We start from the raw sequence: 22,551 nt of genomic DNA, 5'->3' as shown, positions 1-22,551 counted from the left end.
TCCCAGCCGGGACCTCCACACCACGCGCCACAAGCACCTCCAACATCGAGGTGTTGCACTAGGACTTGGAGACCACCCGAGTTAACTCGTGAACGCCGCAGGCGCAGGGAGAGGCAGGGCCCCAGCCCCTACCGCCGCAACAACCCCTTCGCCACGTGCGTCACCTGCACCTCGTTGGAGCCGGCGTAGATCATCAGGCTCTTGGCGTCGCGGGCCAGCTGCTCGACGCGGTACTCGGCCATGTAGCCGTTGCCGCCGAAGAGCTGGACAGCCTCCATCGCGACGTCGCAGGCGGCGCGCGAGGAGTAGAGCTTGATCGCGGAGGCCTCGGCGAGGTCCATCACCACGCCGGCGCGGCGCATCTCCACGGCCCGGAAGACCATGTTCTGCACGTTGACCCGGGCCACCTCCATCTCGGCGAGCTTGAGCTGGATCAGCTGCAGCTGGGAGATCGGTTTGTCCCACAGCGTGCGCTGCTTGGCGTAGTCGATGCTGAGGCGCTGGCACTCCTCGATGATCCCGAGCGAGAACGTCGCGAGGCCGACGCGCTCGTTGACGAAGTTGGCGCGCGCGGACTCGCGGCCGTCGGCGCCCGGCGTGCCCTCGAGCAGCCGGTCGCGCCCGACCGCGACGTTCTCGAAGAACAGCTGGCCGGTGGGGGAGGAGGCCATCCCCATCTTCTTCAGCGGCTTGGAGCGGGTCAGCCCGGGCATGTCCGCGTCGAGCACGAAGGTCAGCACCGGCTGCTCGCGCCGAGCCACCCCCGAGCCGTCGTCGAGCTTGGCGTAGACCACGATCGTGTCGGCGTACGGGCCGTTGGTGATGAACGTCTTCTGGCCGTTGAGGATCCAGCCGTCGCCGTCCGGCTTCACGGTCGTGCGCATCCCGCCGAAGGCGTCCGAGCCGGCGTCGGGCTCGGTGATCGCCCAGCTGCCGATCGTGGTGAAGCTCAGCAGGTCCGGCACCCAGCGCTTGCGCTGCTCGAGGGAGCCCAGCGCGTTGATGGTCAGCGCGGCCATCCCGGTGGAGACGCCCATCGCGGCCGGGATGCCCATCCCGACCTTGACCAGCTCGATGTTCGCGATCACCTGCTGGGCGGGGTCGGCCGCCTCCGGCGCCGGCTCGTCGAACGCCGTCCCGGCGGCGGCCGCGGTGTCGCGCCGCAGCTCCCACTCGAAGCGCTCGAGGGAGGCCTCGCCCACGCCGAACGCCGCGGAGTACTTGCGGACCAGGTCGTACGGCGCGAGCCCCTCGAACTCGAGCTCGTCCTGGAGCGGGCGGATCTCGCGGTCGACGAACTGCCGGACGGCGTCGCGCACGGCGAGGTCGTCCTCGCTCCAGGCGAACATCAGATGCGCTCGAGGATGGTGCCCGTGGCCATCGCGCCACCGGCGCACATCGAGATCAGCGCCGTGCTCTGGTCGCGACGCTCGAGCTCGTGCAGCGCGGTGGTGATCAGCCGGACGCCGGTGGAGCCGACCGGGTGGCCCAGCGCGATCGCGCCGCCGTTGACGTTGACCTTGTCCAGGTCGACGCCGTGCACCTGGGCCCAGGAGAGCACGACCGAGGCGAACGCCTCGTTGACCTCGAACAGGTCGAAGTCCGAGATCGCCATCCCGGTGCGCTCGAGCAGCCGCTGGGTCGCGTCGACGGGGCCGTCGAGGTGGTAGTACGGGTCGGAGCCGACCAGGCAGTGCGTGGTGATCCGGGCCTTGGGGCGCAGCCCGAGCGCGCGGGCGCGGTCCTCGTCCATGATCACCATCGCCGAGGCGCCGTCGGAGATCTGCGAGGACGTGCCGGCGGTGTGCAGGCCCCCCTCGAGGACCGGCTTGAGCCGGGCCAGGCCCTCGGCGGTGGTGTCGCGCAGCCCCTGGTCGGTGTCGACCAGGCGGGTCTCGCCGGTCGGCTTGCCCTCGTCGTCGAGGACGGGCGCCTCGATCGGCGCGATCTCGCGCTTGAAGCGGCCCTCGTCGACGGCGGTGCGCGCCTTGAGCTGCGAGGCCAGGCCGAACGCGTCGAGGTCCTCGCGGGTGATCCCGCGGTTGCGCGCGATCCGGTCCGCGCCGGTGAACTGGTCGGGCATGTCGATGGTCCAGCTCGCCGGGCGCGGGTCGCCGGTGCCGGCGGGCACGCTGGCGCCCAGCGGGATCCGGCTCATCGACTCCACGCCGCAGGCGATCCCGGCGCTGATGGAGCCGGCCCGGACCAGGTCGTTGACCAGGTGCGCGGACTGCTGGCCAGAGCCGCACTGGGCGTCGATCGTGGTGCCGCCGGCGCCCTGGGGCAGACCGGCGTGCAGCCACGCGCGGCGGACCATGTCGTTGGACTGCTCGCCGGCCTGGGTGACCACGCCGCCGATCACCTGCTCGATCTCGGCGGCGTCCACGCCGGAGCGCGCCAGCACCTGGGTCAGCGCGTGACCGAGCAGCTCGCCGGGGTGGATCCCGGCCAGCCAGCCCCGCCGCTTGCCGAGGGGCAGACGCAGGGTTTCGACGATGACGGGGTTGCCCATTTTTCAAGCCTCACTGCAGATGTGGAGGTGCGACGCCCGGGCGCCGCGGTGATCTCTCGGAAAGTAGAACAGGTTCCGCGCAGCGGCAAGGAGGGGTCCCGCCCAGCAGGTGTCGGGGCGGGATTCTGCGTGGTTCCCCTTCCGTAACCTACCGAGAGTATGTAAGCATCGTCACTAGAACGTGTTCCAGTATCGAGAGGCTGAGCTGTGACCGCTAGCGATGTGCTGCCCGCAGGGTTCGACCCCACCGACCCGGCCATCTACGAGAGCCACGTGCCCCATGAGGAGTTCCTCGCTCTGCGCCGCCGGGCCCCGGTCTTCTGGGTCGAGCAGGACGAGGCGGCCGCGGCCGGGATGCTCGGCGACCAGGGCTACTGGGCGGTGAGCAAGCACGCCGACGTGGCCGCGGTGTCCAAGAACAGCAAGGACTTCTCCACCCACGAGAACGGCGCGATCATCCGCTTCGCCCCGGACATGACCCGCGAGCAGGTCGAGTTCCAGCGGGTGATGCTGATCAACCAGGACCCGCCGGACCACACCAAGGGCCGCCGGGTGATCTCGCGGGGCTTCACGCCGCGGGCGATCAACGCCATGCACGACGTGATGGTGGAGCGCGCCGAGCTGATCGTGAAGGAGGCGCTGGCCCGCGGGGAGGGCGACTTCGTCGAGGAGGTCGCCGCCGAGCTGCCGCTGCAGGCCATCGCCGACCTGCTCGGCGTACCGCAGGAGGACCGCAAGAAGCTCTTCGAGTGGTCCAACCAGATGCTGTCCTACGACGACCCCACGATCGGCGGCGACCCGCAGGCCGCCTCCATCGAGATCCTGACCTACGCGATGGCGATGGCCGAGGAGCGTCGCCGCGAACCCAAGGACGACATCGTCACCAAGCTCATCACCGCCGACGTCGACGGCGAGGGGCTCAACGACGACGAGTTCGGGTTCTTCGTGATCCTGCTCGCGGTCGCCGGCAACGAGACCACCCGCAACGCGATCACGCACGGGATGAACGCCTTCCTCGAGCACCCCGAGCAGTGGGAGCTCTACAAGAAGGAGCGCCCCGAGTCGATGGTGGACGAGGTGATCCGCTGGGCGACGCCGGTGACGGTCTTCCAGCGCACCGCGCTCGACGACGTCGAGGTCGGCGGCGTGCAGGTGCGCAAGGGCCAGCGCGTCGGGCTGTTCTACGCCAGCGCCAACCACGACGAGGACGTCTTCGACGACGCCGACACCTTCGACATCATGCGCGACCCCAACCCGCACCTCGCGTTCGGCGGGCACGGCGCGCACTACTGCATCGGCGCCAACCTGGCCCGGCTCGAGGTGAAGGTGATGTTCGAGGCCCTGGCCGAGCACTGCCCGAACATCTCCAAGGTCGAGGAGCCGGTCCGGCTGCGCTCGGGCTGGATCAACGGCATCAAGCAGTTGCGCGTCAAGTACGCCTGACCCGAGGTCGCCCGAGTCGCGACGCCCCGGCCGCCTTCCCTCCGGAGGCCGGGGCGTCGTCGTGGCTGAAGAGGAACGGCGCGGACCCCGCACACGGTAAGGTCAGCCTGCTCACCCACCGCCGGTTGCTCGACGCCGTGGGCTCAGGGAGGGAGACCGCGATGGACGCACGCTCGGCGCACACTCCGGCGTACGCCCCGGCCGACCTGACCACCTGCGAGCGCGAGCCGATCCACATCCCCGGCGCCATCCAGCCGCACGGCGTGCTGCTCGCGCTGGACGTCGAGCTGATGACGATGGTGATGGTCTCGGCCAACTGCGCCGCGATGCTGGGCGTCGGCGCCGATGAGGCACTGGGCCGACCGCTGCGCGAGATCGCCGGCGCCGAGGTGGAGAAGGTGGTCGCCGAGCAGGCACGGATCGACTTCCCCGGCGAGTCGCTCGTCCTGAGGCTGCACGAGGTGCACCAGGGCAGCCTGGCCGGGCGCGAGGTGGACGTCCGCGTGCACCGCTCGGGGCAACGGATCGTGGTCGAGATCGAGGACCGGGGCCGCGACACCTCGATGATGTCGCTGCGCTCGGCCCGCACGGTGATCGGCCGGCTGGCCGGCGCCGGCTCGGCCCAGGACCTCGCGGATCGGCTGACCCGCGAGATCCGCGAGCTGACCGGCTTCGACCGGGTGATGGTCTACCGCTTCGACCGGGACTGGAACGGCGAGGTGTTCGCCGAGGCGCTGCGCCCGGATCTGAACTCCTTCCACGGGCTGCACTACCCGGCCAGCGACATCCCCGCGCAGGCGCGCCAGCTGTACACGCTGAACTGGACCCGGCTGATCGCGGACATCTCGTATCAGCCGGTGCCGCTGCGACCGGTCTTCGACCCGGCGACCGAGGCGCCGCTGGACCTGTCGCACGCGTCGCTGCGCAGCGTCTCGCCGATCCACCTGGAGTACCTGACCAACATGGGCGTCACCGCCTCGATGTCGGTCTCGCTGGTCGTCGACGGAACGCTGTGGGGGCTGGTGGCCTGCCACCACTACTCCGGGCCGCACCGCCCGAGCCAGGACGCCCGCTCGGCCGCGGAGTTCATCGGGCAGGTCACCTCGCAGATGATCGTCGACCGCGAGCGCGCCGACGAGCGGGAGGCCGCACTGGCCACCCAGCAGGTGCTCGCGGCGATCACCTCGCGGCTGTCCTCGGAGCAGGGCACGGTGCTGGAGAGAGGCGTCAGCGACCCCGCGACGCTGGAGCTGGTCGGCGCCCACGGGGTGGCGCTGATGTACGACGGTGTGCTGCTCACCGCCGGCCGGGTCCCCGAGCGCCACCTCCTCGAGCGGATCGCCGAGGTCCTGGAGCGCCCCGAGCACTACGTGTCGTGGTCCGACAACCTCGGCGAGCGCGATCCGGCGCTGGCCGGGATCGCCGAGCTCGCCGCCGGGGCGCTGCGCCTGGGCACCACGCCGGGGCGCTGGCTGCTCTGGGTGCGTCCCGAGCTGCAGCAGGTGGTGGACTGGGGCGGCGACCCCACCAACAAGCTGATCGCCGCGCGGGAGGGGCCCGAGGTGCGGCTCAGCCCGCGCAAATCCTTTGAGAAGTGGCGCCAGCGGGTGCGGGGCCGCAGCGCCGAGTGGCAGCCGTGGCAGCTCTCCGCGGGGGAGGCGCTGGGCCGGCACATGGCCGGGCTGCTGCTGGCCGGCTCGCGCGAGCAGATCGCGATGGCCGAGTCCCTGCAGCGCAGCGTGGTGCTCGACCGGGCGCCGCGCTTCGCGGGCGTCGACCTGGTGGCGCGCTACCTGCCGGCGTCGGCCTACCAGCTCGGCGGCGACTGGTGGGACGCCTTCGAGCTCCTCGACGGTCGTCTCGCGCTGGTGGTGGGCGACGCCGCGGGCCACGGCGTCTCCGCGGCGTCGGCGATGACGCAGCTGCGCACCGCGCTGCGCGCCTACCTCTACGAGGGGCACTCGCCGGCGCAGTGCCTGGACCACCTCGACCTGCTGATGGACGGGCTGCTCGACCAGCGGGTCGCCACCGCGATCGTCGTCGTCGTCGACCCGGCCACGGGGCGCGCCGAGATCTCGTCGGCCGGCCACCCGGCGCCGATGCTGGTCGACGCTGCCGGGGCGCGCGAGCTGCACGTCGACTCCCGCCCGCTGCTGGGCGTCGGACTGGTCTCGGCGCGGCAGCTGCACCTCCAGCTCGCGCCCGAGCAGACGCTGCTGCTCTTCTCCGACGGTCTCGTCGAGCGCCGCGGCGAGGACATCAACGCCGGTACCGAGCGGCTCCGCGAGCTGGCCGCCCAGACCCGCCCCGACGGCGACCTCGAAGAATGGGTGACCGGCCTGCTCGTCGACCAGGCCGGCACCGACGACGACACCACGGTGCTCGCCGTACGCCTGCGGCCCTGACGCGCCGGCGCTCGTCGTACGCCGCCCCGCTGGCTGTAACGCGGGGTTATGCCCACTGGGACAGCGTTATTTCGCTGTGGTGGTGGGCATAACCCCGCGTTACATGGAGCTCGGGGCCCGCGCGGGCGGGGTGGGCGGGTCAGCGGGCGGTGAGGATCTGGGGGCCGTCGGCGGTGATCGCGATGGTGTGCTCGCTGTGGGCTCCGCGGGAGCCGTCCGCGCTGCGCAGGGTCCAGCCGTCGGGGTCGGTGAAGATCTCGTCGGTGCTGTGCAGGAACCACGGCTCGATCGCGATGACCAGGCCCTCGGGGAGCTTGAAGCCGCGCCCGGCGCGCCCGTCGTTGGGGATGTGCGGGTCGCCGTGCATGGTGCGCCCGACGCCGTGGCCGCCGAACTGGGTGTTGATGCGCAGCCCCGCCTCGCGGGCGACGCCGGCGATGGCGGCGGAGATGTCGCCGATCCGGTTGCCGACGAGGGCGGCGGCGATGCCCGCGGAGAGCGCCCGCTCGGAGACGTCGATGAGGCGCAGGTCCTCCTCGCGCGGGGTACCGACCACGACGCTGACCGCGGAGTCGCAGACCCAGCCGTCCACCGCGACCGCGAAGTCGAGGCTGAGCAGGTCGCCGTCGCGCAGCTTGTAGTCGTGGGGGAGGCCGTGCAGCACGGCGTCGTTGACCGAGGTGCACAGCACCTTGCCGAACGGGGAGGCCCCGAACGACGGGTGGTAGTCGATGTAGCACGACTCCGCCCCGCGCTCGCGGATCATCTGGTGGGCCAGGGCGTCCAGCTCGAGCAGGTTCACGCCGACGTCGGCGACCTCGGTGAGCCGGGTGAGGACCTCGGCCACGAAGCGGCCGGCGGGTCGCATCTCCTCGATCTGGCTGGGGGTACGGAGCTCGATCACGGCCCCAGCCTAGGCGGACGGCCCCCTCGCAGCAGAACCGCGCCAGCGAACACCACCCCCAGCTGCCTGCCGCGCCGGTGACCGGCGGGTAACTGGAGATTCCCACGCACCTGGTGCCTGAAGAACTCCAGTTACCTATCGGTAGCGCGCGGCGCGCGCGGCCAGGAGCGCGCTCGGCGCTGATCAGCTCGCCGGACGCTCCGCGCCCACCACCCACATCGCGAAGAACTGCGACCCACCGCCGTACGCATGCCCGAGCGCGCGGCGTACCCCGTCGACCTGGTGCTCGCCGGCCTGCCCGCGGGCCTGCAGCGCGGCCTCGGCGAAGCGGAGCATGCCGGAGGCGCCGATCGGGTTGGAGGAGAGCACCCCGCCTGAACAGTTCACCGGGATCCGGCCGTCCATCGCGGTCTCGCCGGCCTCGGTGAGCTTCCAGCCCTCGCCCTCGGCGGCGAAGCCGAGGTTCTCCATCCACATCGGCTCGAACCAGGAGAACGGCACGTAGATCTCCGCCGCGTCGATCTCGTCGAGCGGGTCGGTGATCCCGGCCTGCTTCCACAGCGCCGCCGCCGCCTCCCGGCCGGCCTGCGGGTTGACCTGGTCGCGCTCGGCGGCGGTGGTCGGCTCCGAGCGCATCACGGTGCCGTGGATCCAGGCCGGTGAGGTGGCCGCGCGGGCGGTGTCCTCGTCGGCGATCACCATCGCGCAGGCCCCGTCGGAGGAGGGGCAGGTCTCGTCGTAGCGGATCGGGTCCCACAACATCTGCGAGGCGAGCACCGACTCCACCGTGGTGTCCTTGTTGCGCAGGTGCGCGTACGGGTTACGCAGCGCGTTCTGCCGGTCCTTGGCCGCCACGACCGCCCCCACGTGCAGCGGCGCGCCCGAGCGGCGGATGTAGGAGCGCACGTGCGGCGCGAAGTAGCCGCCGGCCCCGGCGTGCACCGGCATGATGAACGGCACCGGCACCGACAGCGCCCACATCGCGTTGGACTCCGACTGCTTCTCGAAGGCCACCGTCAGCACCCGCTTGTGCACCCCGGCCTGCACCAGGGACGCCGCGACGATCGCGGTCGAGCCGCCCACCGACCCGGCGGTGTGCACCCGCAGCAGCGGCTTCCCGGCGGCGCCGAGGGCCTCGGCGAGGTACAGCTCGGGCATCATCACGCCCTCGAACAGGTCGGGGGCCTTGCCGATCACGATCGCGTCGATGTCGGCGAACGTCATCCCGGCGTCCTCGAGGGCCCGGTCGACGGCCTCGCGGCACAGCCCCGCCATTGAGACGTCCAGGCGCTTGGCGCGGTGGTGGGTCTGGCCGACCCCGACCACGGCGGCGAGCTGCTTGCCCATCAGCTGTTCCCTTCCATCACGCACACGAGGTTCTGCTGCAGCACCGGGCCCGAGGTGGCGTGGGCGAGCACCTTGCTCGCCGAGCCGTCCCAGACCCGCCGGGCCGCCTCGCCGATCCGGTTCAGGCCCGCGGTGAACATCGGGTTGGCGACCAGCGCCCCGCCGGAGGGGTTGACCCGGACGTCGTCGGGCAGGCCCAGCGCCGCGCGCAGCACCAGCTCCTGGTGGCTGAACGGCGCGTGCAGCTCGGCCACCTGGACCCCGTCGGTGTCGAGGCCGCGGGCGGCGGCCGCCGTCGAGGCCGAGCGGGTCAGGTCGCGGGCGCCCAGGTGCAGCGGGTCGACGCTGTGGGCGATGCCGGTGATCCAGGCCGGGTGCTGGGTGACGGCGCGGGCCCGGTCGTCGGCGGCGAGGACGATCGCCGCGGCGCCGTCGCTGACCGGGGCGATGTCGTGCTTGCGCAGCGGGTCGGCGTACATCGCCCGAGCCAGCAGCTCCTCGACCGAGGAGCCGCCGCTGCGCACGGCGTACTCGTTCTTCTCCGCGTCGCTCAGGGACCGGTTGGCCACCTCGGCCATCGCCCGCTCGTCCCACAGCCCGGCCTCCAGGCCCAGGCGGGCCTGCAGCCCGGCGAGGGAGACGGTGTCGGGCCACAGCGGCGTCATCGTGTAGGGGTCGAGCTGGAGGGTGAGGGTACGGCGCAGCACGCCGGCCGAGGACTTGCCGAAGCCGTAGACCAGCGCGGTGTCGATCTCGCCGGTCTGGATCTTCAGCCACGCCTCGTAGAGCGCCCAGGCGGCGTCCATCTCCACGTGCGACTCGTTGACCGGCGGCAGCGCGCCGATCGCGTCGACTGCCGAGACGAAGGAGAAGGAGCGCCCGGCCAGGTAGTCCGAGGAGCCCGAGCACCAGAACCCGATGTCCTTGCGGGTGAGCCCGGTCTGCTCGTAGAGCTCGGCGAAGATCGGGACCAGCATCTCCACGCAGGTGGGGGAGCCGTCGAACTCCTTCATCTGTCGCTGGGCGAACCCGACGACCGCTACGTCTCTCACAGCCACGTTGTCCTTCGTCTCAGAGGTGCTGCTTGTAGGTGTCGTAGTCCGCGTCCGGCTCCCCGGTCGGGCGGAAGTGGCTGATGTTCTCCACGGTGGTGCCCCACTCCTCGCGCGGGCGCCACACGGCCTCGACGCGCATCCCCATCCGGACCTCCTCGGCGGGCACGTCCAGGATCAGGTGCAGGAAGGCGATGTCGGCGCCGTCGAGGAGCACGTAGGCCGACACGTAGGGCGGCTTGATCCGCTGGCCGAGGAACGGCACGTTCACCACGCAGTACGTCGTCACCGTGCCGGTGTGCGCCAGCTCCACCTCCTCGGTGGGGGCGACCCCGTCGACCGGGCAGGCGCTGCGCGGCGGTACATAGACCTTGTGGCACACCGGGCAGCGCTGGCCGAGGATGCGGCCCTGCTCGAGGCCGCGGAAGAACGCCGACTCCTCCGGCGAGGCGGCGTAGAGGTAGTCCAGCGCGACCGGGGTGACGATGCCGGTGACCGGGTCCTCGGTGGCCGCGAACGGCGTCAGCTCACCGACCACCGCGAGGCTGTCGTCCGGCTCGAAGCAGGCGATGTCGGTGATCACGCCGCTGCGCTCGTCGGCCCAGCGCACCCGGACCCGCATCCCGGCCGAGACCGCGTCGGGGGAGTCCACGTCCAGGGCGTGCAGGAACGGCACGCTCGCCCCGTCGAGGCGGACCAGCGCCCAGGCGAAGGGCCGGTCGAAGGGCTGCCCGGCCACCGGCTCGGGCACCCACGCCCAGGAGACCACCGCGCCGGTGGCGGCGACCTCGACCAGGTCGGCGAGCGGCTCGTGGGTGTGCGGGTCGAACTCCGGCGGCGGCAGGACCACGGATCCGTCGCTGGTGCGGCCCGCGACGAGGCGTCCGTCGCGCAGTCCGGTGAAGAACGCGCCGAGCACGGGGCCGACCGAGCGGGTGTAGTCGAAGGCCACCTGGACGGGGGCCTGCAGGGTGCGGGTCATGGCTCGGAAGTGAAACATGTTCTATTGTGTGTGGCAAGCGTCACGCGGGGCCTGCGGGTCCGGTCACCACAGGAGGTTGGATGAAGCTCGGTCTACAGCTCGGCTACTGGGGAGCGGCCCCGCCCGCCGGCGTCGGGGAGCTGGTGGCGGCGGCCGAGGAGGCCGGCTTCGACGCGATCTTCACCGCCGAGGCCTGGGGCTCGGACGCCTTCACGCCGCTGGCCTGGTGGGGTCGGGAGACCTCCCGGCTGCGCCTGGGCACCGCGATCGCGCAGCTCTCGGGCCGCACCCCCACCTCGACCGCGATGCACGCCCTGACCCTGGACCACCTCAGCGGTGGCCGGGTGATCCTCGGCCTCGGCGTGAGCGGCCCCCAGGTCGTCGAGGGCTGGTACGGCCGACCCTTCACCAAGCCGCTCGCGCGAACCCGGGAGTACGTCGACATCGTGCGCCAGGTCCTCGCCCGCGAGGACAAGGTCACCAGCGACGGCCCGCACTACCCGCTGCCCTACCCCGGCGACGACGGGGTGGGGCTGGGCAAGCCGCTCAAGCCGATCGTGCACCCGCTGCGCGCGGACCTGCCGATCTGGATGGGCGCCGAGGGACCCAAGAACGTCGCGCTGGCCGCCGAGATCGCCGACGGCTGGCTGCCGATCTACTTCTCGCCGCGGATGGCCGACATGTACGCCGGCTGGCTCGACGAGGGCTTCGCGCGCCCGGGCGCACGTCGTACCCGTGAGACGTTCGAGGTCGCCGCCACCTGTCACGTGGTGATCGCCGACGACGAGCGGCAGGCCGCCGCCGCCCGGGACGCCTACCGGCCGTGGCTGGCGCTGTACATGGGCGGGATGGGCGCCAAGGAGCAGAACTTCCACAAGCAGGTCTTCGAGCGGATGGGCTACGCCGACGTGGCCGACCGGATCCAGGAGCTCTACCTCGAGGGCCGCAAGGACGAGGCCAGCGCGCTGGTGCCCGACGAGCTGGTCGACGAGGTCACGATCATCGGCACCCCCGAGCAGGTCCGCGCGGGCGCGCAGCGCTGGGCGGACGCCGGCGTGACGATGCTGCTGCTGACCGCCGACACCCCCCACGACGTACGACGAGCAGCGGAGGTTCTCGCGTGAGCGACACCCAGATCCAGCCCCAGATCCAGCCCCAGCCCCAGGTCCCCAGCGGTCAGGTCGACCCGATGCGGGTCGGCACCCACAACGGTCACCTGATGGTGGCGGCGCTCAAACGCCACCGCGACGTCCCGGTGATGCACCTGGGGGAGACCACGCTGACCGGCCGGGAGACCGCGGCGCGGATCAGCCAGTACGTGCAGGCCTTCGAACGGCTCGGCGCCGGCGATGGCAGCGGCGCCGCGCTGCTGGCGCTGAACCGCCCCGAGGTGCTGTTCATCCTGGGGGCCGGGCAGACCCAGGGGTTCCGGCGCACCGCGCTGCACCCGCTCGGGTCGCTGGAGGACCACGCCTACGTGATCAACGACGCCGAGATCACCACGCTGGTGATCGACCCGGTGCCGATGTTCGTGGAGCGCGCGCTCGGGCTGCTCGCGAAGTGCCCGGGGCTGCGCCAGGTGCTGACCATCGGCCCGGTCCCCGACGAGCTGGCGGGGGTCGGCACGGACCTGGCCGCGGCGGCCGCGGCGTACGAGCCGGAGCCGCTGGAGGCGGCGACGCTGCCGCCCGACCACGTCGTGTCGATCACCTACACCGGCGGCACCACCGGCCGGCCCAAGGGCGTGATCGGCACGGTGCAGGCGATGACCACGATGTCGCAGATCCAGATGGCGGAGTGGGAGTGGCCCGAGGCGCCGCGGTTCCTGATGTGCACGCCGCTCTCGCACGCGGGGGCCGCGTTCTTCGTGCCGACGGTGCTCAAGGGCGGCTGCTGCTACGTGCTGCCGCGCTTCGATGCCGCGGAGGTGCTGCGCATGATCGAGGAGCAGCGGATCACCGCGACGATGCTGGTGCCCTCGATGCTCTACGCACTGCTCGACCACCCCGACTCGAGGACCCGCGACCTGTCCTCGCTGCAGACCGTCTACTACGGCGCTTCGGCGATCAACCCGGTCCGGCTGCGCGAGGCGATCGACCGGTTCGGGCCGATCTTCGCGCAGTACTACGGCCAGTCCGAGGCGCCGATGGCGATCAGCTACCTGGCCAAGGGCGCCCACGACGACGCGCGGCTGACCTCGTGTGGACGGCCCTCGGCGTTCCTGCGCACCGCGCTGCTCGGCGAGGACGGCCAGCCGGTGCCGGTCGGGGAGCCGGGCGAGATCTGCGTGGCCGGCCCGCTGCTGGCCGGCGGCTACTGGAAGCTGCCCGAGGCCACCGCCGAGACCTTCCGTGACGGCTGGATGCACACCGGCGACGTCGCCCGCGAGGACGAGGACGGCTTCTGGTTCATCGTGGACCGGACCAAGGACATGATCGTGACCGGCGGCTTCAACGTCTATCCGCGCGAGGTCGAGGACGTGATCGCCGAGCATCCCGCGATCGCGCAGGTCGGCGTGATCGGCACTCCCGACGAGCGCTGGGGCGAGGCGGTGACCGCGATCGTGGTGCTGCGCGAGGAGCACGCCGGCGACGAGGACTCGCGGGCCCGGGTGGCCGCGGAGATCAAGGCGTCGGTCAAGCAGCGCAAGGGCGGGGTGCAGGCGCCCAAGGAGGTCGTCTTCGTGGACGCGCTGCCGCTGACCGCGCTCGGCAAGCTGGACAAGAAGGTGCTGCGCGCGCAGTTCTGGACGGGGGACAGGTCGGTGGGCTGACCGCGCGCCAGAGGGCGCTCGCCCCGAGTACCGTCGAGAGGTGCAGCTTGTCGAGACGGGCGGCCTCACGATCGCCTACCAGCGCGACGGCCAGGGAGCGCCCTTGGTCCTCGTCCACGGCGCCGCTGAGGACAGCCGCATCTGGGCACCGCAGTTCGCGGACCTGAGCGATGAGTTCACCGTCATCGCCTGGGACGAGCCGGGGGCCGGCAGCTCCGCGGACCTTCCGGATGACTTCGCCCTGGCGGACATCGCGGATGCACTCGCTGGGCTGCTGGAGAGCCTTGATCTCGGACCGGCGCACCTGGCCGGCCTCTCCTGGGGCGGCACGGTGCTGCTCGAGCTGTACCGCCGTCACCCTGCGCAGGTGGCGACCCTGATCCTGATCGACACCTACGCCGGGTGGCAGGGATCGCTGCCCGCCGAGGAGGTCCGCGCACGGGTGGCGAGCACGCAGAAGATGCTCTCGGTCCAGGATGAGGCCTTCGACCCCACGCCTCCGGGGCTCTTCGCCAACGACCCGCCGGCAGAGTTCGTCCCCCTGCTCGCGGCCATCGCTGCCGATGTCCGAGCGGACACCCTGCGCCTCCAGCTGCCGATCATGGCGCAGGCCGATCTCAGCGACCTGCTGCCCCGGATCGCCGTCCCGACTCTGCTGATCTGGGGACAGTACGACGCCCGCTCGCCGCTCAGCGTCGCGCACCAGTTCCATGAGGCGATCCCGGACTCGACGCTCGTCGTGATCGACGACGCAGGGCACCTGAGCCATCTGGAACGGCCCGAACAGGTGAACCAGGCCGTCCGCGAGTTCTGTCGCGCCCATCCGTCGGGATCGGGCTAGCGGAGGGCTGATCCTCTCCACGTCGACACGTCGACCCCCCACGGCGCGGAGCGGAGCGTGGTGCGTTGTGAAGGTCCTCGTCCTCGGCTCCGGGCCGACCGGGATGCCTGACCGGTGCGGCGCTGGCGGCGCGTGGGCACGAGGTCACCTCGGTGGACCGCGACCCCGGCCCGGCTCAGGACGGCACCTGGCGCCGCCGCGGGGTCATGCAGTTCGAGCATGCCCACGGGTTCCGGCCGCAGGTCTCCGACGTGCTGCGGCGACGCTGGCCGGCGGCGTACGACGCGTGGCTGGGCGCCGGGGCCGAGCAGATGGTGATCGGGGCCCCGGGGGAGCGGGCCACCTCCATCGGTTACCGCTCGCGGCGCTCGGTCCTGTCCTCTTCGTCTGCCCGACCGCGGATGAGGCGTTGAAGCCGCTGCGGTTCGACGCCGCCTGTCGCGCCGTCCCGGCCCTCGCCGCGTGGACCGTTCCCGACCGGGCGCGACCCACCGGCCCGGTGATGGTGGGCGGCGCCCTGCGTAACGTCTACCGATCCCAGCGCGGGCTCGCCGGGCTGGTCGCGCTCGGTGACACCGTGTCGACCACGACGCCGACGCGCGGTCGGGGCGTGGCGATGGCGTTCACCCAGGTCGACGCCCTGCTGCGGGTCCTGGACGACGGCGCGGATCCGGGCCAGGTCGCCGACCCGTTCGGCGACTGGCGCGACGAGTACGTCCGGCCCTGGGTCGAGGACCACATCGTCATCGACGGCGACGCCGTGGCACGCTGGCAAGGTGCCGCGCTCGACCTGGCCCGCCCGCCGTCGACCGAGCGGATCTGCGAGGCGGCCCAGGCCGACCCCCGGATCTACGAGACGGGTTGGCGGGCGCCGTACGCCCCCGGACCGAGCCGCGATCAGCTGGTCGAGGTGATCGACGACGCGGTCTCGTGCGCTGGGGGAGGGGAGTGAGGCTCCCCGGCGCGCTATCTGGCACGCAGATCGTCCTCACCCACCGGACGCAGGAGTCGGCGCAGGTACAGCCCGAGTGGCACGCCCAGGAGTGCCATCGCGAGAACCGCGAATCGTGACGGATCGGGGCTGTCGACGTGCTCGATGCCGTTCGTATCCCAGCGGCACGTGGTGCCTGGCGGCAACCAGCTCCGGTCGGCGCTACCCCACAGTGACGATGCCTGTCCCAGGTCGCACATCAGCGTCGCGTCGTCTCCCAGGGCGAGCCAGAGGATCACCAGGGTGGCGGAGAGTGCTGCAAGAGCGAATGACGCGGCGACCAGCCAACGACCTGGGTAGGTAGACATGCCCGAACCGTACGTGTGCCGCCGAGCCGGCCACCCCAGCGCCGCAGGCGACGACCACGCCCGACAACAACGCAGAGACGACAAGGCGGGTCACAGCGCAGGCATGGGGCGGGCTGCGCGTGAGTGTTCCCCCGACGCTGACCCGCCGCACTCGTCGTTCAAAAGGGACTGGAAGTCCTCCTTTAGTCCGATCCGGGCTCGCCTCCAGCGTGCTCGACCTCGACGGCAGTCGACAGGCGGCGTGCGCAGGGAAGCGGAGGTCGGGTGCGGGGCGACCTTGAGTCGCGGTACCACTGGCGGTACCGTAAACCGTGACTTCCGTCGTGAAGATCCTGGCGGCGCTGAGAAGCAATCCTCACAACGTCGCCTACAACGATCTCTACAAGGTGTGCGAGCACTACTTCGGGCCGCCTCGACGGCGAGGGACGTCCCATGCGGTGTTCAGGATGCCCTGGGCCGGCGACCCGCGCGTGAACATCCAGGACGACAAGGGCAAGGCGAAGGCCTATCAGGTGCGTCAGGTCCTCGCGGCGATCGATAAGAAGGAGGCACAGTGATGGAGACGCTGAAGCGTCGCTCCGTGAACGCGGAGCACTACACCTACCGGGTTACCTGGTCAGCCGACGATGACGAGTACGTCGCCACCTGCCTCGAGTTTCCCTCGCTGTCCTGGCTGGCAGCGTCTCGCAGCGATGCCATCGACGGTCTCGAGAGACTCGTTGCCGACGTCGTCGAGGAGATGAGCGCCGACGGCGAGGCGGTGCCCCAGCCCCTCTCCGAGCGGAAGTTCTCCGGGACCTTCAACGTCCGGATCGGCGAGCACCTCCATCGCGATCTCGTGATGCACGCGGCCGAGGAGCACATGAGCCTCAACCAGTACGTGTTGCGCAAGCTCGCCTCGAGCTGACGCCGGCGCTGGGCATCACAGCTAGCCAGCACGTGGCTTCGGCACGATGCCCGTGCGGCCCTCCCAGGAGCCGTGCTCGGAGAGGGGGCGGAAACGGTAGGTGGCGAATTCGTGGTGGAAGTCGCGGCGCTTGCGCTCGCGCATCGCTGCGGCGTGCCGATCGGGGTCGGGGACGTCCGAGTGCCCGTGGACCATCTCCACCATCTGAGCCACGCTGTGCCAGATCGAGAACGTCGAGATGGTCCGCGGCGGTCGCAGGGCGGCGACCGCGAGCGTGACGCCCGGGTGGTCCCGTACCAGTCGCTCCACGGGCCTGCCGTGACGCAGGAAGCGCGGCACCTCCGGCAGTCGCATCCGGGCCAGCGTGACGGCGACCACCGGCTCCTCCTGCTGCCACGTGCCGGCGCGCACCGGCAGGCCCGGCAGCGCGGCGATGCTCGACCACCGGCGGATGAACTCCAGGCGCACGTGCCACCCGTGGGCCAGGACGCGTCCCAACGCATCGCGGGCGAGGAACTGCGTGAGTGCCTCCTCGTCCTGCCACTGCGCGAAGACGGCCAACCGGGACAGCTGCAGCCGTTCGGGCGAGGCCACGGGGGCGCCGAGCCGCATGAGCGAGAGGCACTCGAGGTGGTCGAGGCCGGGCGTCGAGGTGGACGGGGGACGGATCAGCGCCCGTGCCCCGACCAACCGCGGGACCTCGGCGAGGTGGAAGCTGTGGATCGTCACGACGCCCGCTCGAGCTTGTAGTGGAGCCGAACCGCCGGCGCGGACCACACCCGCAGCACATGGTCGGTGCGCAGCACGCCGTGGGCGTCGACGTACACGTGGAAGGTCTCGTGCAACGGGATCCGGGCGGCGTGAGCTCGGCGCGCGCGGACGACGACGTAGGCCCCGTCCTCGCCGAACCGGCCACTCGGTGACTCCAGGAGGAGCCCCCCGCAGTCGAGGACGGTGGGGCGAAGGAACACCTGGAGATTGCCGGACTCCAGGGGGAACGCGACGTGCACGCTCGGGCGATCGGCTCCGGGGAGCGTCCGGGCGGAGTAGGCGCCGCTGAACACCGGCCGCCCGTCGCTGCGCAGCGTGCGCGTCCAGGCCGCCGCGACCTGGGCATCGCGGTGGTCGCGGATCGGCGTGACCCGGCTGTCCATCCCGTGAGCAACGTCCAGCGGCCGCATCGGCAGGGCGAGCTGCTCGACACGACGCCCCCACAATCGCGAGACCAGCTCCCCGCCAGGCCAGAAGAACGGCGACCAACCGGTCCACACCTCCATCCGCCAGGACGCCGTGTGCTCGTAGAAGTCGCGCACGTCCGGGTGCAGGCGCCCCGCATCGAAGCCGGGACCGTCGAGGGCGGACATCGACGGCAGCAGCCCGGCGTCCGGGTCCTCGGCTCCCAGCGCGCCTCCGTGCCGCGACGCCTCAGCCTCGAGCCACTCGTTGCTGACTCGCGGCGACCGACTCACCGGCGCGTCGAGCCAACGCTCGCGGCCGTCGAGGTCGACGCTTCGACCGGTGACCTGCCAGAACTTCCGGGACCAGAGATCCAGCATGTGGGGCACGAACCGGATTGTGTCGTAGTCACCGCCGAGGCGTCCCCGGACTTCGGATTCCCGAGGGTGTGACGTGCGCCGACTCGACGTGGGCCTCGGCGGCGGCCCGGTCCCGGCGCCGCACACGATCAACGTCCGCGGCGCCTGAATGAGGGGGCACGGCCGCTATCTGGAGGCCCTGTCCACCTACATCCGGCGCCGCCTGACCCAGGCCGCGCTGACGGGATCACCGTGCAGGGGCCGGAGGGATGCGGGGGTTCACACTGCCGCGGCGACCAGGCTGGCCACCAGCACCAGGGGAAGCGAGACGACGGCGCCGAGCGAGGTGGCCAGCGTCAGCGTCTTCAGGCTGCCCTTGGTGGAGAGGTCGAGGAGGGTGGTGAACATCCAGAAGAAGTTGCTGTTCACGTGCAGGGCGAACATCGCGCCCGATGCGATCGCCAGCGCGATCACGACTGGATCGACGCTGAGGGACCCGACGATCGGCGAGATGATGCCGGCGGCGGTGATCGCCGCGACCGACACCGAGCCGATCGCGAAGTGCAGCAGGGCCGCGATGAACCAGGCCAGCAGGATGCTGAGGATCACCGGAGCGCCCTCGTCGACGGAGAAGAGGTCCTTCAGCGTCACCTCCATGCCGCTGGCGGCGATGACGGCGCCGAGCGACCCACCCACGCCGGTGACCAGCAGGATCTCGCCGGTGGTCTGGAACCCGTTGGCGAGAACCCGGCCGACCCCGTCGGCGCCCAGGGACCACCGGACCATGCCGAACGCGATCAGCAGCCCGACGAAGAGCGCGATGTTGGCGTCGCCGAGGAAGGCGAGGACCGGGTTCGAGCCGCCCGCCACGTCGGTGACCGCGCCGGCGCCGATGAGCAGCAGCGGCACGAGGATCGGGAGCAGCCGCACCCACAGGCTGAGCCGGGCCGCCTCCTGGGCGACCGGCGCGCCCTCGGCCTCAGCCGGATCGTGGTCGGGGTCCGGCAGCGCGTCGGGGTCCAGGTCCGTCTCGTTGTTCCAGAAGCTGCGGCTCAGCAGCAGCCGGAACAGGAGCGTGGTGATCAGCGCGGTGGCCAGGCCGATCGGCAGCCCGTAGAGCAGGTACTCGCCAAGCGGCACGTCCATCAGCCCGGCGATCGCCACGGCCGCGAGGCCGGGCACCACGAAGACGTACCCGGCGAAGATGCCGATGGCCATCGACCCGGCCAGCCACGGCAGGCCGATGCGTCGGTCCACGGCATGGGCCGACTCCTTGGCCATCGGCGCCGCCAGGACGACCTGCACGTCGACGTAGATGGAGGGGAAGATCGCCGAGAGCGTGGCGGCCATCGCGTACGGCAGCCGACGACCGACCCGTCGGGCCAGGATCTCCACCAAGTCCGCGAAGGTGCCCATCGCGTGCAGCAGCGCCCCGATCAGCACGCCGAACCCGATCAGCAGGCCGACCTCGGCCATGATCTCGCCGAAGCCCCCGGTGATCAGCGTGACCGTGCCCTCGGCCCCCTGCTCGGTGGCGAGCCCCAGGTAGACGCAGGACAGCAGCAGCGCGATGACGGGGTCGATCTTGAACCGGATGATGAGCAGGATCGCGGCCAGGATCGCGATGGCCGAGTGCACGATCTCCATGGGGGCTCCCTGACGCTCGCTGTGACGGACGCCACCAAACTAGGGGAACGGCACGCAAAGAGCGACGACCCCCGCCGGTCGGGACCTCAGCGGGCGGCCGCCGGCACGTCCGGGGCGCCGAGGCCACCGGGGGAGCCGCGCAGCTCTCGGTACTCCTGGGGGCTGCGCCCGAACTCCCGCTTGAACGCCGCGCTGAGCGCGAACGGGCTGCCGTACCCGACCCGGCGGGCGATCGCGGTGAGGGTGGCGTCGGACTCCAGGAGCAGGTCCGCCGCGAGTCGCAGCCGTCGCTGGGTGAGGTAGGCGATCGGCGGCTGGCCGAGGAGCTCGGCGAAGCGGCGCCCGAGGGCCGCCCTGCTGACCCCGGCCCGGGTGGCGAGCTCGGCCACGCTCCAGGGGTGCTCGGGAGCCGCGTGCAGCAGCCCCAGCGCCGTGCCGACGACGGGATCGGTCTGGGCGCGGTACCAGCCGGGCACCTCGCCCGCCCTCCCGTTGAACCAGGTGCGCAGGGCGGCGATCAGCACGACGTCGAGGAGCCGGTCCAGCACCGCGCGCTGCCCGGGCGCGTCGACGGTCGCCTCGGCGGCGAGAACGTGCGGAAGGGGCGAGGACCAGCTGTCCCTGCGCACCACCGCCACGTCCGGCAGCGCCGCCATCAGCGGGCGGCCGGTCTCGCCGGTGTGCTGGTAGGTGCCGGTGAGCAGCACCGTCTCGCCGCGCAGCCCCGGACCCCAGGTGCGCACGCCACGTCCCCACAGCTCTGCCAGCGGGCTCTGGTCCTCGGTGCTGGTGCAGCTGCCCCCGGGACCGACCACCACCTGCACCGGCGAGGCCGAGTCGTCGCAGACGGTGTAGTGCGCCGGCCCCCGCACGATCGCCAGGTCCCCGGATCGCAGCTCGTGGTGCTCGCCGGCGTCCGTCACGAGCCAGCCGCCACCGCGGACCACGAAGACCAGGGCGAGCGCCGCCTCGTCCTCGATGCGCAGGCTCCACGGCGCGTCGAGCAGGGAGCGCAGCAGGAACGCGCCACGGGCCCGGGGCCCCTCCAGCAGCACGTCGAGCATGTCCATCCCCGCAGGCTAGTAGGAGACGGCGATCGCCCGGCCGACCCCGCCGGGATCGCAGAGCTGCCGCAGGAGGGCGTGCGCGACGTCGGCGCGCGAGATCTTCAAGGTGGTGCTGCGATCGTCGGGACCGAAACCGTGCCGGTAGGTCGCGGTCAGCGGACCGTCGGTGAAGGCGGCGGGCCGCAGGATCGTCCAGTCCAGCGTGCTCGCGCGCACCACGTCCTCCTGACGCTGGTGGTCGGCGTACGCCCGACGCAGCAGCAGCCCGAACATCAGGTGCTTCCAGACGAGGTCGAGGTTCCCCCGGCTGTCGCCGGCGCCGAGCGTGGACTGGCACACCAGCCGCCTCACGCCGAGCTCGGTCATCGCCTGTACGACGTTGCGGGTCCCGGGCGCGCGCACGGTCCCGCGGCGACCGTCGCCCAGAGTCACGATCACCGCGTCGGGGCCCTCGACCGCGGCCCTGACCGCTCCCGGATCGAGCACGTCTCCCACCCGGAACTGGAGGCCTGTCGCCGGCTCCACGCTGGCGGGTCGATGGGTGAACGCGGTGACCTGGTGGCCTTGGCCGAGTGCCTGGTCGACGACGCATCGACCGACCGAGCCGGTGGCGCCGAAGACGGCCAGAGCGAGGGGCTGGTGGGACATGGGACTCTCCGATCGGTCGGTGGATCAGGCGGTGGGTCGGTGTTGGGGTGTCAGTGGACGCGCGCCAGGGCCAGGGCCAGGCATGCGAAGGAGCCGGTGGCGGTCACCGTGCGAACGATGTTCCACAGCACCCAGCGCTGCTCGAAGCGCGCGCGGGCCTCGGCGATCACCTGTGCTCCGGCGCCGGGCGGGAGATCTGCGAGGTACCGGTTCAGCGGCAGGTGCACCGCCGCGGTGATCACCACGGTGGCGATGGCCAGCGCGAGGGCCGCCGCCAGCAGGACGGCCGCCGCAGGGCGTTCAGCGGTGAGCGCCAGGATCAGCGCCACCCCGACCAGCGCCGGCGCCAGCGTGAACGGCGCCATGAACCAGGGGTTGTAGACCGCCCGGTCCAGGGCCCGGAACCCGGCGATGAAGCCGTCGTCGTCCGCCGTGGCCAAAGCAGGCATCACGGTGTGGGCGAAGGCGGCCAGGAAACCAGCGGTGAGCCCGCTGGCCACCACCGCGACCGCCAGGGTCGGCGTCAGGAGTGCGCTGGTCATGTCCCTCAGTGTGTCGACCGGTGGAGCGTTCTGGAATGGCTCACCCGCTCATCGCCATGCGCCAAACACCCGTCGAGGCGTATTCCGCGAAGACACGTCAGGCCGTAGCGTGGAGTTACGTCGATCGCGCCTGGGAGAGCCGATGAACCAGCTGACGCCGTACCTGTGCGTGGGCGACGCGCGCGCCGCCATGAAGTGGTACGCCGACGTGCTGGGCGCCGAGGTCTCCGACGAGCCGATCATGATGGACGACGGGCGCATCGGGCACGTCGAGATGGCCGCCGCCGGTGCCCGGTGGATGATGGCCGACCCGTTCCCCGACACCGGCGTGGAAGCACCTGACGCGAGCAGGGGCTCCGCGGTCACGCTGCACCTCGAGGTGCCGGATGTCGACGTGCTGCTCGCCCAGGTGACGGGCTCGGGAACCGCCCTCGACCGAGGCCCGGAGGATGGGCCGGCCGGTCGGGTGGCGGTGTTCCGGGACCCCTTCGGTCATCGCTGGCTCGTCAACCAGCCCCGCCCCTGACCTTCGCCTCCGCGGCCGCCCCACCACGCCGCCCCGCCGTACGGCCTCGCCACGTCGCCGCTGCTTGTAACGCGGGGTTATGTCCACTACCTCGGCGGTATTTCGCTGCGGTAGTGGTGAT

The 22,551-nt window shown here is 71.6% G+C and carries 23 protein-coding genes; 10 read left to right on the top strand and 13 right to left on the bottom strand.

What is annotated here, in order from left to right; all coding sequences use genetic code 11:
* Positions 1-128: 128 nt before the first annotated feature.
* Positions 129-1,349 carry an acyl-CoA dehydrogenase family protein gene (locus AC6EH9_RS11240; RefSeq protein WP_498423125.1) on the bottom strand — a complete coding sequence of 407 codons (1,221 nt, stop codon included), beginning with the start codon at positions 1,347-1,349 and terminating at the stop codon, positions 129-131.
* Positions 1,349-2,512, bottom strand: a complete 1,164-nt coding sequence (locus tag AC6EH9_RS11235) for a steroid 3-ketoacyl-CoA thiolase (protein WP_498423123.1) — start codon at positions 2,510-2,512, stop codon at positions 1,349-1,351. The genes AC6EH9_RS11240 and AC6EH9_RS11235 overlap by 1 nt, the downstream gene beginning before the upstream one ends.
* A gap of 207 nt (positions 2,513-2,719) precedes the next feature.
* Here AC6EH9_RS11235 and AC6EH9_RS11230 point away from each other — a divergent pair, with 207 nt between their 5' ends.
* The gene (locus tag AC6EH9_RS11230; protein ID WP_498423122.1) at positions 2,720-3,955 is read left to right on the top strand and encodes a cytochrome P450; all 1,236 of its coding nucleotides are present in this window, start codon (positions 2,720-2,722) and stop codon (positions 3,953-3,955) included.
* A gap of 161 nt (positions 3,956-4,116) precedes the next feature.
* The gene (locus tag AC6EH9_RS11225; RefSeq protein ID WP_498423119.1) at positions 4,117-6,360 is read left to right on the top strand and encodes a SpoIIE family protein phosphatase; all 2,244 of its coding nucleotides are present in this window, start codon (positions 4,117-4,119) and stop codon (positions 6,358-6,360) included.
* Between the two features lie 139 nt (positions 6,361-6,499).
* Here AC6EH9_RS11225 and map read toward each other — a convergent pair whose 3' ends face one another.
* The 4 genes from map to AC6EH9_RS11205 all read right to left on the bottom strand — a co-directional run bounded on the left by map (position 6,500) and on the right by AC6EH9_RS11205 (position 10,645).
* A complete protein-coding gene (gene map, locus AC6EH9_RS11220) occupies positions 6,500-7,264 on the bottom strand; it encodes a type I methionyl aminopeptidase (RefSeq protein WP_498423117.1) in 765 nt (254 codons plus the stop codon).
* A 183-nt stretch (positions 7,265-7,447) separates the two neighbouring features.
* The gene (locus AC6EH9_RS11215) at positions 7,448-8,611 is read right to left on the bottom strand and encodes a thiolase family protein (RefSeq protein WP_498423115.1); all 1,164 of its coding nucleotides are present in this window, start codon (positions 8,609-8,611) and stop codon (positions 7,448-7,450) included.
* Positions 8,611-9,663 carry a thiolase family protein gene (locus AC6EH9_RS11210; protein WP_498423113.1) on the bottom strand — a complete coding sequence of 351 codons (1,053 nt, stop codon included), beginning with the start codon at positions 9,661-9,663 and terminating at the stop codon, positions 8,611-8,613. Before AC6EH9_RS11210 ends, AC6EH9_RS11215 begins: the two co-directional genes overlap by 1 nt.
* 19 nt (positions 9,664-9,682) lie before the next feature.
* Positions 9,683-10,645, bottom strand: coding sequence for a Zn-ribbon domain-containing OB-fold protein (locus tag AC6EH9_RS11205; protein WP_498423111.1), 963 nt, complete (start codon positions 10,643-10,645; stop codon positions 9,683-9,685).
* 80 nt (positions 10,646-10,725) lie between these two features.
* On the opposite strand from AC6EH9_RS11205, the gene AC6EH9_RS11200 reads away from it, so the two are divergent.
* The 5 genes from AC6EH9_RS11200 to AC6EH9_RS11180 all read left to right on the top strand — a co-directional run bounded on the left by AC6EH9_RS11200 (position 10,726) and on the right by AC6EH9_RS11180 (position 15,211).
* Positions 10,726-11,769, top strand: a complete 1,044-nt coding sequence (locus tag AC6EH9_RS11200) for an LLM class F420-dependent oxidoreductase (RefSeq protein WP_498423110.1) — start codon at positions 10,726-10,728, stop codon at positions 11,767-11,769.
* Positions 11,766-13,418, top strand: a complete 1,653-nt coding sequence (gene fadD8 / locus AC6EH9_RS11195) for a fatty-acid--CoA ligase FadD8 (RefSeq protein ID WP_498423108.1) — start codon at positions 11,766-11,768, stop codon at positions 13,416-13,418. The genes AC6EH9_RS11200 and fadD8 overlap by 4 nt, the downstream gene beginning before the upstream one ends.
* Before the next feature lie 40 nt (positions 13,419-13,458).
* Positions 13,459-14,259 (top strand): alpha/beta fold hydrolase, encoded by an 801-nt coding sequence (locus tag AC6EH9_RS11190; protein WP_498423107.1) that lies wholly within the window; start codon positions 13,459-13,461, stop codon positions 14,257-14,259.
* Between the two features lie 152 nt (positions 14,260-14,411).
* Positions 14,412-14,672 (top strand): hypothetical protein, encoded by a 261-nt coding sequence (locus AC6EH9_RS11185; protein WP_498423104.1) that lies wholly within the window; start codon positions 14,412-14,414, stop codon positions 14,670-14,672.
* Positions 14,669-15,211 carry a hypothetical protein gene (locus AC6EH9_RS11180; protein WP_498423102.1) on the top strand — a complete coding sequence of 181 codons (543 nt, stop codon included), beginning with the start codon at positions 14,669-14,671 and terminating at the stop codon, positions 15,209-15,211. Before AC6EH9_RS11185 ends, AC6EH9_RS11180 begins: the two co-directional genes overlap by 4 nt.
* 14 nt (positions 15,212-15,225) lie before the next feature.
* Here AC6EH9_RS11180 and AC6EH9_RS11175 read toward each other — a convergent pair whose 3' ends face one another.
* The gene (locus AC6EH9_RS11175) at positions 15,226-15,558 is read right to left on the bottom strand and encodes a hypothetical protein (RefSeq protein WP_498423101.1); all 333 of its coding nucleotides are present in this window, start codon (positions 15,556-15,558) and stop codon (positions 15,226-15,228) included.
* Positions 15,559-15,944: 386 nt separating this feature from the next.
* Between AC6EH9_RS11175 and AC6EH9_RS11170 the strand changes: the two genes are divergently transcribed.
* Together AC6EH9_RS11170 and AC6EH9_RS11165 are read left to right on the top strand one after the other, a co-directional pair.
* Positions 15,945-16,115 carry a toxin-antitoxin system, toxin protein, HicA family gene (locus AC6EH9_RS11170; protein ID WP_498423142.1) on the top strand — a complete coding sequence of 57 codons (171 nt, stop codon included), beginning with the start codon at positions 15,945-15,947 and terminating at the stop codon, positions 16,113-16,115.
* Positions 16,115-16,465, top strand: coding sequence for a type II toxin-antitoxin system HicB family antitoxin (locus AC6EH9_RS11165; protein ID WP_498423099.1), 351 nt, complete (start codon positions 16,115-16,117; stop codon positions 16,463-16,465). Before AC6EH9_RS11170 ends, AC6EH9_RS11165 begins: the two co-directional genes overlap by 1 nt.
* Positions 16,466-16,486: 21 nt before the next feature.
* Here the strand turns inward: AC6EH9_RS11165 and AC6EH9_RS11160 are convergent, their stop codons facing one another.
* The 6 genes from AC6EH9_RS11160 to AC6EH9_RS11135 form a co-directional block, all read right to left on the bottom strand.
* A complete protein-coding gene (locus tag AC6EH9_RS11160) occupies positions 16,487-17,194 on the bottom strand; it encodes a hypothetical protein (protein WP_498423097.1) in 708 nt (235 codons plus the stop codon).
* Positions 17,191-18,021, bottom strand: coding sequence for a hypothetical protein (locus AC6EH9_RS11155; protein WP_498423140.1), 831 nt, complete (start codon positions 18,019-18,021; stop codon positions 17,191-17,193). Before AC6EH9_RS11155 ends, AC6EH9_RS11160 begins: the two co-directional genes overlap by 4 nt.
* A 258-nt stretch (positions 18,022-18,279) precedes the next feature.
* Positions 18,280-19,647: a GntP family permease gene (locus AC6EH9_RS11150; protein WP_498423096.1), complete on the bottom strand. Its 1,368-nt coding sequence runs from the start codon at positions 19,645-19,647 to the stop codon at positions 18,280-18,282.
* A gap of 86 nt (positions 19,648-19,733) precedes the next feature.
* Positions 19,734-20,717 carry an AraC family transcriptional regulator gene (locus AC6EH9_RS11145; RefSeq protein WP_498423094.1) on the bottom strand — a complete coding sequence of 328 codons (984 nt, stop codon included), beginning with the start codon at positions 20,715-20,717 and terminating at the stop codon, positions 19,734-19,736.
* A gap of 9 nt (positions 20,718-20,726) precedes the next feature.
* Positions 20,727-21,362, bottom strand: a complete 636-nt coding sequence (locus tag AC6EH9_RS11140; protein WP_498423092.1) for an NAD(P)-dependent oxidoreductase — start codon at positions 21,360-21,362, stop codon at positions 20,727-20,729.
* A gap of 50 nt (positions 21,363-21,412) precedes the next feature.
* Positions 21,413-21,904 (bottom strand): anthrone oxygenase family protein, encoded by a 492-nt coding sequence (locus tag AC6EH9_RS11135; protein ID WP_498423090.1) that lies wholly within the window; start codon positions 21,902-21,904, stop codon positions 21,413-21,415.
* Positions 21,905-22,046: 142 nt separating this feature from the next.
* On the opposite strand from AC6EH9_RS11135, the gene AC6EH9_RS11130 reads away from it, so the two are divergent.
* Positions 22,047-22,430: a VOC family protein gene (locus AC6EH9_RS11130; RefSeq protein WP_498423089.1), complete on the top strand. Its 384-nt coding sequence runs from the start codon at positions 22,047-22,049 to the stop codon at positions 22,428-22,430.
* Positions 22,431-22,551: the final 121 nt, after the last annotated feature.

The sequence above is a fragment of the Nocardioides sp. Z21_20 genome (genome assembly GCF_059766585.1).
This window is presented reverse-complemented; position numbering and strand designations above follow the sequence as displayed.

Coding starts and splice junctions, on each gene's coding strand:
- AC6EH9_RS11240 (WP_498423125.1), bottom strand. CDS start 1,349: ATGTTCGCCTGGAGCGAGGACGACCTCGCCGTGCGCGACGCCGTCCGG.
- AC6EH9_RS11235 (WP_498423123.1), bottom strand. CDS start 2,512: ATGGGCAACCCCGTCATCGTCGAAACCCTGCGTCTGCCCCTCGGCAAG.
- AC6EH9_RS11225 (WP_498423119.1), top strand. CDS start 4,117: ATGGACGCACGCTCGGCGCACACTCCGGCGTACGCCCCGGCCGACCTG.
- AC6EH9_RS11215 (WP_498423115.1), bottom strand. CDS start 8,611: ATGGGCAAGCAGCTCGCCGCCGTGGTCGGGGTCGGCCAGACCCACCAC.
- AC6EH9_RS11205 (WP_498423111.1), bottom strand. CDS start 10,645: ATGACCCGCACCCTGCAGGCCCCCGTCCAGGTGGCCTTCGACTACACC.
- AC6EH9_RS11200 (WP_498423110.1), top strand. CDS start 10,726: ATGAAGCTCGGTCTACAGCTCGGCTACTGGGGAGCGGCCCCGCCCGCC.
- AC6EH9_RS11175 (WP_498423101.1), bottom strand. CDS start 15,558: ATGTCTACCTACCCAGGTCGTTGGCTGGTCGCCGCGTCATTCGCTCTT.
- AC6EH9_RS11165 (WP_498423099.1), top strand. CDS start 16,115: ATGGAGACGCTGAAGCGTCGCTCCGTGAACGCGGAGCACTACACCTAC.
- AC6EH9_RS11155 (WP_498423140.1), bottom strand. CDS start 18,021: ATGCTGGATCTCTGGTCCCGGAAGTTCTGGCAGGTCACCGGTCGAAGC.
- AC6EH9_RS11150 (WP_498423096.1), bottom strand. CDS start 19,647: ATGGAGATCGTGCACTCGGCCATCGCGATCCTGGCCGCGATCCTGCTC.
- AC6EH9_RS11145 (WP_498423094.1), bottom strand. CDS start 20,717: ATGGACATGCTCGACGTGCTGCTGGAGGGGCCCCGGGCCCGTGGCGCG.
- AC6EH9_RS11140 (WP_498423092.1), bottom strand. CDS start 21,362: ATGTCCCACCAGCCCCTCGCTCTGGCCGTCTTCGGCGCCACCGGCTCG.
- AC6EH9_RS11135 (WP_498423090.1), bottom strand. CDS start 21,904: ATGACCAGCGCACTCCTGACGCCGACCCTGGCGGTCGCGGTGGTGGCC.
- AC6EH9_RS11130 (WP_498423089.1), top strand. CDS start 22,047: ATGAACCAGCTGACGCCGTACCTGTGCGTGGGCGACGCGCGCGCCGCC.